This is a genomic window from Aeromonas sp. S18(2024) (assembly GCF_041402525.1).
GTDB classification, from domain to species: domain Bacteria; phylum Pseudomonadota; class Gammaproteobacteria; order Enterobacterales; family Aeromonadaceae; genus Aeromonas; species Aeromonas enteropelogenes.
This window is the reverse complement of the sequence record NZ_JBGLQV010000002.1, coordinates 196,208-209,905: the sequence shown is the minus strand read 5'-3', so window position 1 is coordinate 209,905 and position 13,698 is coordinate 196,208. Positions and strand designations below refer to the sequence as shown.

Sequence of the window (13,698 nt, the reverse complement as noted above, 5' to 3'; positions counted from 1 at the left end):
TGTGATTGCTACGGGCCAGCTTGTTATCGGTCCCGGAAGAGGCGTCACTGGATGCCCAGTAGCTCCACGTCGAAAATGAGTACCGAGCCGGGCGGGATCTTGCCAGCAGCGCGATCGCCATAGGCCAGGTTGGCGGGAATGTAGAAGCGGGTCTTTTCCCCTTCCACCATCAGCTGTACCCCTTCGGTCCAGCCCGGGATCACCTGGTTGAGGCCAAATTCGATGGGTTCGCCACGGACCACCGAGCTGTCAAATACGGTGCCATCCAGCAGTTTTCCCTCGTAGTGCACCTTCACCTTGCTGGTGGCGGTGGGGTGAACCGTGCCGCTGCCCTTGGTGAGCACCTCATACTGCAGGCCGGAGGCGGTGGTGGTCACCAGCGGGTTTTCCTTGTTGCCGGCGAGGAACTCGGCGCCGATGCGCACGTTTTCCGCGGCCAGCTTCTTGTTGTTGCTGCTGGTGTAGAAGTAGTAGGCGACACCGGCAACCAGCAGCGCGATCAGGATGAATTTCATCGATTTTCCCTTGTGAGAACGAGAGCGGCATCTTATCCCAGCCGTGGCGTCAGGGCGAGTCGGGGCGGGGCAGGATGTGACAGAACAGGCAAATGAGAAGGGGGAGGAGCCAGGCTCCTCCCCCTCGTTTTCATGATGAGCGTTACTTGGCGGCCACCATCATCAGGGCGGGCAGGGCGAAGAAGAGACCTGCCACGTAACCCAGTGCCAGCAGCTTGTTCTCGCTGCCAACCCGGGCCAGCCACTCGGCGGCGCGCACCGGCAGGTCGCGCAGGGCCGGGATGCCGTAGATGAAGATGACGGCGAAGACATTGAACAGCACGTGAACCAGGGCGATGGTCAGGGCCAGCTGGGCACCGGCGCCGCTGATGGCGGTGGCAGCCAGCAGGGCCGTGATGGTGGTACCGATATTGGCGCCCAGGGTGAAGGGATAGAGCTGACGGGTGCTGAACACGCCGCCGCCGGCCAGCGGGATCATCAGGCTGGTGGTGGTGGAGGAGGACTGCACCATGATGGTCACCAGGGCACCGGAGGCGATGCCGCTCATGGGGCCACGGCCCAGCGCCTTGTGCAGCACCTCTTTGGCGCGGCCGACCAGCACCTGTTGCAATACCTTGCCCAGATAGGTCACGCAGCCCAGGATCAGCAGGATGCCGATGATGATGGTGGCGATGGAGGCACCCTTGCCCGGCAGGAAGGCGACGGCGCTGTCGATCAGCTGCTGGGCCGGGGCGGTCAGCGGCTTCATGAAATCCATCCCCTTCATCGACATGTCGGCGGAACCGGTGAAGAAGGTAGCCAGGGTCTCGGCGCTCTTTTGCAGCAGGCCGAACATCAGCTCCAGGGGCAGGAAGATGGCCACGGCCATGAGATTGAAGAAGTCATGGACGGTGGCGGCGGCGAAGGCGCGGCGAAATTCCGCCCGATCCCGGATATGACCCAGGGAGACGATGGTGTTGGTGATGGTGGTGCCGAGGTTGGCGCCCATGACCATGGGAATGGCCATGCTGATGGGCAGGCCGCCAGCCACCAGGCCGACGATAACGGAGGTCACAGTGCTGGAGGATTGCACCAGGGCAGTGGCCAGAATGCCGAGCAGCAGGGCGACGAAGGGGTTGTTGGCAAACGCGAAGATCTGGGCGGCACCCTCGGCACCGCCGGAGAAGCCTTTGAAACCATGAGAAACGGCGCCGACGGCGACCAGGATCAGATAGACCAGTACGATAACACTCATCCAGTTGAACAGGGCGCGGGTCGCGGTCTGCTGCGGCAAGGAGTCATTGTGTTGCATAAAGCCTCTTGGGACGGTCGTTCCGTCTTGGGTAGTTGATGACAGGCGCATTTAAGCAAGGCTCCATGACAGAAATATGACAAAGTGACACTTTTATGATGGTTTGATGACATGGCCCTGTGCGCTGGTTGACCACTCGGGGAGATCTTTTTTGGCGAAATCGGTCAGAAACTGTCGGCTCCTTTTCCTGAGCATGATGATGAAGGGCTCCGTTCGTATTCGTGCTTGTGCTTGGCTGCCAGCGTTATATGCTGGCTGTTGTTCCTTCCATCAAAGAGAGTGGTGCTGTCATGCGTGCATGGATACTGTGTGTTTCCCTGGGGTTGCTGTCTGCCGGCGTGCAGGCCGAGTGCAATCTCGAAAAAGCGGCCAAAAACGAAGCCCTCAACGCGACCCTGGGGGTCAAGGGACGCTGTGATACCGACAAGCTGGTGGAGCAGAAGACCAAGGACGCCAAGAAAGAAGTGAAAGAGGTGAAGAAGAACACCGCCGAGGCGATCGACAACAAGACAGATGGCCTCAAGGAGACGCGCGACGATATCAAGCAGACCAGCAAGGACGTGAAGAAGGTGGTGAAGGATCCGGTCAAGTCGGCCGCCACCGCCGTGGTCAACAAGGGCTAAGGCTGGGAGCCGCCAGCGGTACGCCGTGCAGCGCAAGAAAGGGAGCCAATGGCTCCCTTTTTGTTTGGCAGGTCGTCGGCGCGTTAAAAACTGACGGAGAAAGCGCGCTCAGAGGAGCCTAAAGAGCATAAAGGAGCTATTCGGTGCCAAGGCCGGGCCTGGGAGGGTACACTGCGGCGTCATGTTATTAGCAATGGTGAGTCTGTCATGAAACATTGGTCCCTTCTCCTCCTGCCTCTGGCGCTGGCCTCCCTGCCGTCCCAGGCCAATCTTCTTTCCTCCGGTTGCAGCGCCAAGGATATGGCGATAGGTTCCGCGGTCAACAGCGCGACCGGCGTCAACAGCCGCTGCTCGGCGGCCAGCACCAAACAGCGGGTCGAGAACGCTATAGACAATCCGGGGGATTACGCCAAGCGCAAGGCTGCCGAGGCGACCGGGGTCGATGAAGCCTACAACAAGGCGCGCAACACCAAGCAGCGGGTCGAGAATGCGGTAGAGAACCCAGGGGATTACGCCAAGCGCAAGGCGGCCGAGGCGGTCGGGGTCGATGAAGCCTACAACAGGGCGCGTAACACCAAGCAGCGGGTCGAGAATGCGGTAGAGAACCCGGGGGATTACGCCAGGCGCAAGGCGGCCGAGGCGACCGGGATGGATGAGGCCTACCACAAGGCACGCAACGCCAAGGATCGGGTCGATAACGTGGTGGATGATCCGCTCAAGGCGGCGGGCAAGGCGGCGCTGCGCCACACGGGTACATACTGACGGATAAGAGGCAGGGGAGCGCCGTCCCCCTGGCCAGCGCATTAAAAAGGGGAGCCAGTGGCTCCCCTTTTGCTATCCGGTATCCGCGCCATTATTGAGCGTCGGTCGCCTCTTCGTACTGGCGGAACGGGATGCGGAACACCGCCAGACGCAGGAACAGATAGGTGACGCCGAGGCCAGCCCAGATCAGGCCCAGCTCCAGGGAGCTTTGCTCCAGGTTGATCCACAGGGCGCCGATGGTGGCGGCGCCAAGCAGCGGCAGCAGCAGGTAGATCAGGTGATCTTTCAGGCTCTTGTTGCGTTTCTCGCGGACCCAGAACTGGCCGATGACCGACAGGTTGACGAAGGTGAAGGCTACCAGGGCACCGAAGTTCACCAGCGCCAGCGCCATGTCCAGATCGAACGACACCGCGGAGAGGGCCAGGGCGCCCACCAGCAGTACGTTGATGGCCGGGGTGCGGTATTTGGGGTGAATGTAGCCAAACACCCGCTCCGGGATCATGCGATCGCGGCCCATCACGTAGAGGATGCGGGAGACACCGGCGTGGGCCGCCATGCCGGAGGCCAGTACGGCGACCGTGGTGCACACCAGCACTATGCTCTGGAACAGGGTGCCGCCCACGTAGAGAGCGATCTCGGGCAGCACGGCGTCCGGCTCCTTGAAGCGGGCCAGATCCGGGAAATAGAGCTGCAGGCAGTAGGAGACCACTACGAAGATGACGCCACCGATGAGGGCGGTCAGCACGATCGCCTTGGGGATCACCTTGCCGGCGTTCGGGGTCTCTTCCGAGAGGGAGCTCAGGCCATCGAAGCCCAGGAAGGAGAAGCAGAGGATGGTGGCACCGGTAAAGAGTGGCACCATGCTGGCGCTCTCGAAGTGGAACGGCCGGCTGCTCATCAGGGTGGCGGCACCCTCGCCATGGTAGAGGCCCCAGCCCATCAGGCCAATGAAGACGACGATGATGGCGAGCTGGATAAAGACGATGGCGCCGTTGAAGTTAGCCACCAGGTTGATGCCGCGCAGGTTGAGGAAGGTCATCACGGTCACCAGGCCGAAGATGAAGATCCAGGGATCGACACCCGGGAACATGGCGGTCAGGTAGATCTTGGCCAGCAGGATGTTGATCATCGGCATGAACATGTAGTCGAGCAGGGATGACCAGCCGACCATGAAACCGACGTAGGGGTTGAACACCTTCTGGGCATAAGTGTAGGCAGAGCCCGCGGAGGGGAACTTGCGCACCAGGTGGCCATAGCTGAGGGCAGTCAGCAGGATGCCGCCCAGCGCCAGCAGGTAGGCGGTGGCGACCCGGCCTTCGGTGATGTCACCGACGATGGCGAAGGTGTCGAATACGGCCATGGGGGTCAGATAGGCGAGACCCATTACGATAACCTGAGTCAGGGTCAGGGTCTTGAGCAGCTTGGCGCCTTGAGATGCCATTACGCTTTCTCCTCAATCAGTGCCGGAGCACATGCTTGCAACGCGCACAGGGAGACGAAAAATTCGCAGACCTGTACATCAAGGGCGCCGGGGAGGCGCATACCGGTGTTGGCCGGCAGGAAAGCATTGAAACGCCCCATTTTTTTCCTCTTAACGTCGGGAGATTGTTGGCAATCTCGGTATCACTTCCGGAAGGTTTCCGGCCTCTGTGGTTGGTTTGGTGTTCTGCCCAAAAGAAAGAACCGATGTTGCAAGGAACATCGGCTCTTCAATTGGCCGCGTATTTTGCATTCGTGGCCCCCTCGTGACAAGCAATAATGGGCGCCGGATCGCATTTTTTTGCACTCTGCTTTGACAGGTAAGCGATCACTCTCCCCATGCCGCCCTCATGGTGCTTCTTCCCCCGTTTTTCAGGTCACGCTGGATGAAGGAGCCTCGCTCTCATCCAGTACGGAATCTCGCCATTTCGCCGCTACAGGGCGCATTGACACAGGAAGAGGCGCACGGGCCGGGTGGCGTCTTCAGGTTGGCTGGCAAGGGGATCTGTCTGGTACATGGCTCCCGCTCTGGCGACCAGCACAAGGGCGGAGAGAGGCGCGAATAAATGGTCACTTTATCCGGGTGAACACCGCTTCTGGTCATGCGTGCTGGGGGCAAGCCAGGGGATTGAGTACATAGGGGTTCTTTATCAGGCTTTCAATCAGGCATGAAAAAAGGAGCCTAAAGGCTCCTTTTGATTCAGTACATTCATGTTCGCACAGACTTACTGGGCCACCTCGACCTTGTCGGCGGTGTGCAGCGGAATGCGGAACACCACCAGACGCAGGAACAGGTAGAGGGCACCGAGCGCCGCCCAGATCAGCCCCAGCTCGAAGGAGGAGGGCTCGAGGTTGAGCCACAGTACCCCGATGCAGGCGGCGCCGCACAGGGGCATCACCAGGAACAGCAGGTGATCCTTCAGGGTCTTGTTGCGACCGAGCTTCACATAGAAGTGGGCAATGACCGCCAGGTTGACGAAGGTGAAGGCCACCAGGGCGCCGAAGTTGATCAGGGCCAGGGCGATCTCCAGATCAAACGACACGGCGGAGAGGGCCAGGGTGCCCACCAGCAGCACGTTGAGCGCCGGAGTCTGCCACTTCGGATGAATATAGGAGAAGAAGCGCGCAGGCAGGGCGCGATCCCGACCCATCACGTAGAGCAGGCGCGACACGCCGGCGTGGGAGGCCAGCCCCGAGGCCAGCACTGCCACTGTCGTGCACACCAGCACCACAGCCTGGAACAGCTTGCCACCCACGTAGAGGGCAATCTCGGGCAGGACCGCATCCGGTTGCTGGAAGCGGGAGATGTCCGGGAAGAACAGCTGCAGGAAGTAGGAGGTGGTGACGAACAGCACGCCGCCGATCAGCGCGGTCAGCACGATGGCGCGGGGGATCACCCGATCCGCGTCCGGGGTCTCTTCCGACAGGGTGCTGATGGCATCAAAACCCAGGAACGACAGACACAGGATGGAGGCGCCGGTCAGCAGGGGGTTGATGTGCATCTGCTCGGAGAAGAAGGGACGGCTGCTGGCCACGGTTCCCAACCCTTCACCGTTGTAGACACCCCAGGCGATGAGGCCGATGAAGACGGCGATGATGCTGAACTGCATCATGACGATCAGGCTGTTGAAGTTGGCCACCAGCTTGATGCCGCGCAGGTTGAGGGCCGTCATCACGGCGGCCAGACCGAAGATGTAGGTCCAGGGCTCCACGTTCGGGAACAGGGCCTCCAGATAGATCTTGGCCAGCAGCATGTTGATCATCGGCATGAACATGTAGTCGAGCAGGGAGGTCCAGCCCACCATGAAGCCCACATAGGGGTGAAACACCTTCTGGGCATAGGTATAGGCGGAACCGGCCGACGGGAACTTGCGTACCAGATGGCCATAGCTCAGGGCGGTGAACAGCATGCCCATCAGGGCAAACAGATAGGCCGTCGGCACATGGCCGTCAGTGATCTCGGTGACGATGCCGAAGGTGTCGAACACTGCCATGGGAGTGAGGTAAGCCAGGCCCATGACCACGACCTGCCAGAGTTTCAGGGTCTTTTTCAGACCAACCGCCGGGGTTGTCATCATGCCTGTTCCTCACGCAGTGCCGGGGTGGCACGGTCCATCAACGAAACCGGGAGAGTGGCCCGGGGATCAAGGGCGCCAGGGTGGCGCGCACCGGCCAGGGCCGGCAGGAAAGCATTGACATGCCCCATGTTGTTCCTCACTAAGACTTGGTGTCGGGAGATTGCTGCCAATCTCGCTATCTTTTCCGGGGGTGATCCGGCCTCGTTTATGGGTTTGTTCACTGTGAAAAAAGTACCGATGCCGCTGGGCTGCACCGGTACTTTCAGTGGCCGCGCATTGTGCATTTGCAGGGCCCCCTTGACAAGCGATAAAAGGGGCAAAATTGCATTTATTTGCACTGGTGAGCGGTCACTTTCATGCTGGTCAGTCCAGCATGGCCTCCAGTGACTTTTCAAGGATTTGCAGCCCTTCGTCAATCACGGACGCAGGGGCGGTCAGGGGGGCGAGAAAACGGATGACATTTGCGCGCACACCGCATGACAACAGGACCAGACCGCGCCTGCCCGCCTCGGCCACCAGACGCTTGGTGAGGTCGGGATCCGGCTGGGTGGCATCGCGCTGCTTCACCAGCTCCATGGCCACCATGGCGCCGGGGCCGCGAATTTGACCTATGCAGTCAAAACGCTCGGCTATGCGTTGCAGTCCTGCCTTGATCTGCTCGCCCTGGGCCTGGGCCTTCTGGTTGAGCTGCTCCTCTTCGATCACCTCCAGGACCGCCAGGGCGGCGGCGCAGGCGATGGGGGAGCCGGCATAAGTGCCGCCCAGACCACCCGGCTTGGCCGCGTTCATGATGTCGGCCTTGCCTACAACGGCTGAGAGGGGGAAGCCGCCGGCCAGGCTCTTGGCCAGGGTCATGATGTCCGGCTCGATGCCTGCATACTCGGTGGCGAAGGTCTTGCCGGTGCGGCAGAAACCGCTCTGGATCTCGTCGCAGATCAGCAGGATGCCGTGCTGATCGCAGATACGGCGCAGGCTCTGCATGAAGCGGGGGGAGGCGGGATAGAAGCCACCCTCGCCCTGAACCGGTTCGAGGATGATGGCGGCCACCCGGCTCGGTTCGATGTCGGCGCTGAAGCAGAGGTCGAGGGCCTGCAGGGCATCCTCTTCACTCACTCCCAGATAGTCGGCGGGGAAGGGGATGTGGTAGACCTCGCCCGGGAAGGGGCCGAAGCCGGTCTTGTAGGGAACCACCTTGCCGGTCAGGGCCATGCCCATCATGGTGCGGCCGTGGAAGCCCCCCTTGAAGGCGATGGTGCCGCTGCGGCCGGTGTGGGCGCGGGCTATCTTGATGGCGTTCTCCACTGCCTCGGCGCCGGTGGAGAGAAACAGAGTGCGCTTCGGTGTGGAGCCGGGCACCAGGGCATTCAACTTTTCCGCCAGCTCGATATAGCCGGGGTAGGGGGTGACCTGGAAACAGGTGTGGCTGAATTTCTCCAGTTGGGCCTGCACCGCCGCCACCACTTTCGGGTGGTTGTGGCCGGTGTTGAGCACGGCGATGCCGGAGGCGAAATCGATGTAACGGTTGCCCTCGATGTCCCACAGCTCGGCATTCTGCGCCTTGTCGATAAAGACCGGCAGCAGGGTACCGACGCCGTTTACCACGGCAGCTTCACGGCGGGCCTGCCAGGCCTGGTTTGACTGGTTGTCTGAATGACTCATTTTTCCTCCCTGCGGGGGCGTTTGCCCCCTCTCTTGAGTGTTGGCGAGGCTCCCGGGCGGGAGCACTCACTTCGTCCTTGAATAGTGTGGTGGCAAGCCTTGGCAGGCTGGCCAGACCTCGCCCATGCCCTTCCCATGGGGGGGAGGGCTGGGTTTGCTCCTTCCCTTGTGAAGGGAAGGTCGGTGGGGTGATCGTTATCCTGCCTAGCGGATGGCGCCAAAGCAGAGGTATTTGGTCTCGAGGTACTCCTCCAGCCCCTCGGCCGCCCCTTCGCGGCCCAGACCCGACTCCTTGATGCCGCCAAAGGGGGCCAGTTCGGTGGAGATGATCCCCTCGTTGATGCCCACCATGCCGTATTCGAGCCGCTCGGCAACTCGCCACACCCGGGCGATGTCGCGGCCATAGAAGTAGGCGGCCAGGCCATAGGGGGTGTCGTTGGCCAGCGCAATGGCCTGCTCTTCGCTGTCAAAGCGCACCAGCGGTGCCACCGGCCCGAAGATCTCCTCCTGCAGGATGGGGTTGTCCCCCTTCACCTCGCCGAGGATGGTGGGCTGATAGAAGAGCGGGCCGGCGGGGTGGGCCTCGCCCCCCAGCAGCACCCTGGCGCCGGCGTCCCGGGCCTGGTTGACCAGCTCGGCCACCTTGCTGGCGGCGGCGGGGTTGATGAGGGGGCCAATCTGGGTGCCCTCGCTCATGCCATCCCCCACCTTGAAGGCTTTGACGGCGGCGGTCAGTTTCTCGGCGAAGGCGTCGTAGACGCTCGATTGCACCAGGATGCGGTTGGCGCAGACGCAGGTCTGGCCCGCATTGCGATATTTGGAGGCCAGCGCCCCTGCCACGGCGGCATCAAGATCCGCGTCGTCAAAGACAATGAAGGGGGCGTTGCCGCCAAGTTCCAGCGACACCCGCTTCATGGTGTCGGCGCATTGGCGCATCAACAGCTTGCCGATGCGGGTCGAGCCGGTGAACGAGAGCTTGCGTACCACAGGGTTCTGGCACAGCTCGTCACCCACCGCCGCCGCCTGATGGGAGGTGATGATGTTGATGACGCCCGCCGGGATGCCCGCCTCTTCGGCCAGTGCCGCCAGAGCGAGGGCGCACAGGGGGGTCTCGGCGGCAGGCTTGATGACGATGGTGCAACCGGCGGCCAGCGCCGGACCCGCCTTGCGGGTGATCATGGCGATGGGGAAGTTCCACGGGGTGATGGCGGCGACCACCCCCACCGGCTGCTTGATGGTGGCCAGACGGCGATCGCCGCTAAAGCCCGGGATGGTGCGGCCATAGGCGCGTTTGCCCTCCTCACTGAACCACTGGATGAAGCTGGCGCCGTAGGCAACTTCCCCCTTGGCTTCGGCCAGCGGCTTGCCCTGCTCGCAGGTCATGATGCGGGCCAGCTCGTCGGCGTGGGCCGTGATGGCGGCAAACCAGGCGTAGAGTTTGTTGCTGCGCTCCTTGGCGGTCAGGGCGGCCCAGGCCGGTTGGGCGGCCTTGGCGGCCTCGATGGCGCGGCGGGTGTCCTCGGCATTCATGTCGGGCACCTGGGTAATCACGGCACCGCTGGCCGGATTGGTGACCTCGAAGGTGCGGCCGCTGGCGGCATCGCACCAGTGACCATCTATATAGGCGCGGGATTTGATCAAGCTGCTGTTGGGTGTAGTTCCTGACATGGGAAGCCTCGAGTGTGGATCCGGGCAGCAGGGGGCCGGTTACCCGACCCTCCCTGTGGTGCTGCCGTATAAAATAATAAGCACAGGGAGAACATAAAGTGAGCCGAAATGTTTTTCAAGTGTTAAATATATTTGAATTATTGGTGTTTGGCATGCTAGAAAATGGGCTGTGACGCACGGTCTATCCCATATGGTGCCACAGAATGGTATCAAGGGTGTGCAAAATAATGAACGCTCGCGCTGTGTAACATAGCAAACAGCCGGGGGATGATTGGTCCGCTATTTTAACCAGCGGCGACAGGGAGGTTGATCATGTACCAAAGAGGCAAGAGCGAAGATACCCGGGGACTGCCATGAGCGGATTGCCATACCAGAGCATGGGGGAGCGGCTGGCGGCGGTGCGCCATCAGCTGGGGCTCTCCCAGCGGCGAGCCGCCGAGCTGAGCGGCCTGACCCACGGCGCCATCTGCATGATAGAGCAGGACAAGGTGAGCCCGTCGGTGGCCTCCCTGCAAAAGCTGCTCACCGTCTATGGCTTGCCACTGTCGCGCTTCTTCGCCGAAGAGGAGCAGAGCGTGCCGAGCGTGGTGATCAAGGCCGAGCAGCTGATCGAGCTGGGCAGCCAGGGGGTCTCCATGAAGCTGGTGCACAACGGCAACAACCGCCGCCAGCTCGGCTTCATGCTGGAGACCTATCCCCCCGGCACCGACACCGGTGGCCAGGTCAAGCACCAGGGGGAAGAGGTCGGCACGGTGCTGGAGGGGTCGGTGACCCTGACGGTGGCAGGACAGAGTTATCAGCTGGAAGCGGGCGACAGCTATGTGATCGACACGGGCGAGCCCCACAGCTTCAGCAATCCGTCGGGGCAGACATGCCGCATTGTCAGCGCGCATACCCCGGCAAATTTCTAGTGACAGGCGATGCCTCGCTAGGGAAAAGAACCGGTAAGGAAACAGGGATCATGACCGAGCATGTAAACAGTTACTACGCAGCCAGCGCCAATCAACATGCGCCTTTTGCCACTCTGACCGAGCAACTGGAGTGCGATGTCTGCGTCATCGGGGCGGGTTATACCGGCCTCTCCAGTGCGCTCCACCTGGTAGAGAAGGGATACAAGGTAGTGGTGCTGGAGGCGGCCCGGGTCGGCTTTGGCGCCAGCGGTCGCAACGGCGGCCAGATCGTCAACTCCTACAGCCGCGACATCGACACCATAGAAGCGAACTGCCCGCCGGATCAGGCCAGGCTGCTCGGTTCCATGCTGTTTGAAGGGGGCAAGATCATCCGCGATCGCATCAAGCGCTACAACATCCAGTGCGATCTGCAGGAAGGGGGGGTGTTCGCCGCCGAGACCGAGAAACAGCTGCACGAGCTCAAGGCCCAACAGGCCCGCTGGCAGAAGTGGGGCAACGACAAGCTGGAGCTGCTCGATGCCAAGGGGGTGCGCGAGGTGGTGGCGAGCGATCGCTACGTCGGCGCTCTGCTCGACAAGAGCGGCGGCCATATCCACCCCCTCAACCTGGCGCTGGGGGAGGCGGAGGCGATCCGCATGCAGGGGGGGCTTATTTTCGAACAATCCGCCGTCACCAGCATCACGCCGGGCCAGCCTGCGCTGGTGAAGACCGCCAAGGGGGCGGTCAAGGCGCGCTTCGTGATGGTGGCCGGCAACGCCTACCTCGGCAACCTGGTGCCCGAGCTCGCCGGCAAGAGCATGCCCTGTGGTACCCAGGTGGTCACCACCGAAGTGCTGGGGGAGGAGCGGGCCCGTTCACTGCTGCCGCAAAACTACTGCGTGGAAGACTGCAACTACCTGCTCGACTACTACCGCACCAGCGCCGATCACCGGCTCATCTATGGCGGCGGTGTGGTTTACGGGGCGCGGGATCCGGCGGATATCGAGCGGCTGATCATCCCCAAGATGCGCAAAACCTTCCCCCAGCTTGCCGACGTCAAGGTGGAGTACACCTGGACCGGCAACTTCCTGCTGACTCTGTCGCGCCTGCCGCAGTTTGGTCGTATCGGCCCCAACATCTACTACATGCAGGGCTACAGCGGCCACGGCGTCACCTGTACCCATCTGGCGGGCAAGCTGCTCTCCGAGGTGTTGAGCGGTCAGGCGGAGCGCTTCGATGCGTTTGCCAAACTGCCCCACTACCCCTTCCCGGGGGGCCGCATGTTCCGCATTCCCTTCACCGCCGCCGGCGCTGCCTGGTACACCTTGCGCGATCGCCTGGGGGTGTAAGCGGCCCAGCGGGAGGCGATGCAAGGGCAAGGCTCTATCGTCAGCCCGGAATCACCCGAGGGAGGCATCATGCCTCCCTCGCTTTTTGTCTGCCAAATGTTTGCCAAACCCAACACCGGTTGCCTCCCCCGTGCTTTGGCTAGAAGCGGTAAGGGAAGCGGATCCCGATACTGTAGTCGGGGGCATCCGTGGTCAGCCCTGCCGACCAGTTGACCACCATGGAGAGCCGGTCGGTGATGGCCCATGTCGAACCCATGCCAAAGCTCGCCGCGTTGGCGTCCGAGCCGATGACCTTCTCCATCCCGAATCCTTCCACCCCCTGTTCGGACTCGCGGGTGATGCGCTGGTTGATGTTGAAGGAGAGGCTGAAGCGCTCGTTCAGGGCGAACGCGACCCCGAGCCCGTATTCAAACCAGTCACCCAGCTGGACGCTGCCCGGTTGCTGCCCCGGTTGATAGGAGATGTCGTCAAAATCCTCCTTGAGGCTGTGGCCATAGTTGATGTTGGCGAACAGGATGGCGGGATCCAGGGTCCTGACCAGCGAGAAACCGGTCGACAGCTGCCAGAGCCCGTTGCCGGTGGCGAGCTCCTTCGGGGTCATCAGGTTGCCCGATGCCGAGGTGTCGAGCTCGATGCCGTAAGGATCCTTGCCGGTCGGTGCCTTGACCCTGACATTCCACACCAGATCCGGCCACTCCTCGTCTTCGGCCATGACCCGGTAGTAGACGGCGAGGCTGAGATCGCCGAGCCCCCCGTCGTTGACGCTCTGCTCCTCGAAACTGCGGCTGGAGTTATCCTTGCCGGTGCTCTGGTAGTTGCTGCTGCGAAACAGGTAGGGAATGGCGAGCTCCAGCTGCCAGCGATCGTTGAGGGTGTAGCGGGTCACCAGATCGGCGCTGATCTGATCGGAGCGCACCCTGTCCAGATTGATCTCGCCAAGAAAGATGGCATCCAGCGCGAGAAAGCCGCGCAGGGCGAGATCCTTGCGGTTGTAGTGCTGGTAGGAGAGGCCGAGGTCGAAAGTCAGGGCGCGATCGAAGACGTTGTGCTGCTCCAGCAGCAGATCTTCGGTGCTGCGACCGGGCTCCGGGCTGCGACGGTCCGGTTCCTGCGGTGCCCTGGCCGGTGTCACGGCAGCCGTGCCGGTGCCCGTCGCGGTTACTCCGCTGCTCTTGACGGCTTCCAGCCTGGCCTGCAGCTGGTGGAGCGCCTGATTTTGCTGGATCAGCTGCTGGCGCAACTGATCCAGCTGTTGTTGCAACGCCTCTTCTTCTGCGGTGGCACCCCAGCATGTCAGCGGGGTCAACATCATCAACAGCAGGGGGGACTGTTTCATGGGAGCGGATCCTTGTTGTCGTTTATCGTCCTTTTTTCGTGCCGTCAG

Annotated in this window: 12 protein-coding genes; 5 read left to right on the top strand and 7 right to left on the bottom strand. The window is 61.9% G+C overall.

Features of this window, described 5'->3' with window-relative positions; all coding sequences use genetic code 11:
• Positions 1 to 44: 44 nt before the first annotated feature.
• Together ACB034_RS04170 and ACB034_RS04165 are read right to left on the bottom strand one after the other, a co-directional pair.
• The gene (locus ACB034_RS04170; protein ID WP_371172167.1) at positions 45 to 515 is read right to left on the bottom strand and encodes an FKBP-type peptidyl-prolyl cis-trans isomerase; all 471 of its coding nucleotides are present in this window, start codon (positions 513 to 515) and stop codon (positions 45 to 47) included.
• A gap of 142 nt (positions 516 to 657) precedes the next feature.
• Complete coding sequence (locus ACB034_RS04165) at positions 658 to 1,806, bottom strand: sodium:phosphate symporter (protein ID WP_042027705.1); 1,149 nt, start codon at positions 1,804 to 1,806, stop codon at positions 658 to 660.
• Between the two features lie 290 nt (positions 1,807 to 2,096).
• Here ACB034_RS04165 and ACB034_RS04160 point away from each other — a divergent pair, with 290 nt between their 5' ends.
• Both ACB034_RS04160 and ACB034_RS04155 read left to right on the top strand, forming a co-directional pair.
• Positions 2,097 to 2,429, top strand: a complete 333-nt coding sequence (locus tag ACB034_RS04160; RefSeq protein ID WP_124239869.1) for a hypothetical protein — start codon at positions 2,097 to 2,099, stop codon at positions 2,427 to 2,429.
• A gap of 207 nt (positions 2,430 to 2,636) precedes the next feature.
• Positions 2,637 to 3,191 (top strand): hypothetical protein, encoded by a 555-nt coding sequence (locus ACB034_RS04155; RefSeq protein WP_371172166.1) that lies wholly within the window; start codon positions 2,637 to 2,639, stop codon positions 3,189 to 3,191.
• Between the two features lie 91 nt (positions 3,192 to 3,282).
• Here the strand turns inward: ACB034_RS04155 and ACB034_RS04150 are convergent, their stop codons facing one another.
• Positions 3,283 to 4,632: an APC family permease gene (locus ACB034_RS04150; RefSeq protein ID WP_042027699.1), complete on the bottom strand. Its 1,350-nt coding sequence runs from the start codon at positions 4,630 to 4,632 to the stop codon at positions 3,283 to 3,285.
• 35 nt (positions 4,633 to 4,667) lie between these two features.
• Between ACB034_RS04150 and ACB034_RS04145 the strand changes: the two genes are divergently transcribed.
• Positions 4,668 to 4,940 (top strand): hypothetical protein, encoded by a 273-nt coding sequence (locus tag ACB034_RS04145; protein ID WP_371172165.1) that lies wholly within the window; start codon positions 4,668 to 4,670, stop codon positions 4,938 to 4,940.
• A gap of 455 nt (positions 4,941 to 5,395) precedes the next feature.
• On the opposite strand, the gene ACB034_RS04140 is transcribed toward ACB034_RS04145, so the two are convergent.
• The 3 genes from ACB034_RS04140 to ACB034_RS04130 all read right to left on the bottom strand — a co-directional run bounded on the left by ACB034_RS04140 (position 5,396) and on the right by ACB034_RS04130 (position 10,075).
• Positions 5,396 to 6,745, bottom strand: coding sequence for an APC family permease (locus ACB034_RS04140; RefSeq protein ID WP_026457272.1), 1,350 nt, complete (start codon positions 6,743 to 6,745; stop codon positions 5,396 to 5,398).
• 366 nt (positions 6,746 to 7,111) lie between these two features.
• The gene (gene gabT, locus ACB034_RS04135) at positions 7,112 to 8,407 is read right to left on the bottom strand and encodes a 4-aminobutyrate--2-oxoglutarate transaminase (protein ID WP_371172164.1); all 1,296 of its coding nucleotides are present in this window, start codon (positions 8,405 to 8,407) and stop codon (positions 7,112 to 7,114) included.
• Positions 8,408 to 8,611: 204 nt separating this feature from the next.
• On the bottom strand, positions 8,612 to 10,075 hold the full coding sequence (locus ACB034_RS04130) for an NAD-dependent succinate-semialdehyde dehydrogenase (RefSeq protein ID WP_371172163.1): 1,464 nt from the start codon (positions 10,073 to 10,075) through the stop codon (positions 8,612 to 8,614).
• A 353-nt stretch (positions 10,076 to 10,428) separates the two neighbouring features.
• Between ACB034_RS04130 and puuR the strand changes: the two genes are divergently transcribed.
• A complete protein-coding gene (gene puuR / locus ACB034_RS04125; RefSeq protein WP_042072978.1) occupies positions 10,429 to 10,986 on the top strand; it encodes an HTH-type transcriptional regulator PuuR in 558 nt (185 codons plus the stop codon).
• A gap of 50 nt (positions 10,987 to 11,036) precedes the next feature.
• Complete coding sequence (locus ACB034_RS04120) at positions 11,037 to 12,314, top strand: NAD(P)/FAD-dependent oxidoreductase (RefSeq protein WP_371172162.1); 1,278 nt, start codon at positions 11,037 to 11,039, stop codon at positions 12,312 to 12,314.
• A gap of 139 nt (positions 12,315 to 12,453) precedes the next feature.
• Here ACB034_RS04120 and ACB034_RS04115 read toward each other — a convergent pair whose 3' ends face one another.
• Positions 12,454 to 13,650 carry a transporter gene (locus tag ACB034_RS04115; RefSeq protein WP_371172161.1) on the bottom strand — a complete coding sequence of 399 codons (1,197 nt, stop codon included), beginning with the start codon at positions 13,648 to 13,650 and terminating at the stop codon, positions 12,454 to 12,456.
• Between the last annotated feature and the right edge of the window lie 48 nt (positions 13,651 to 13,698).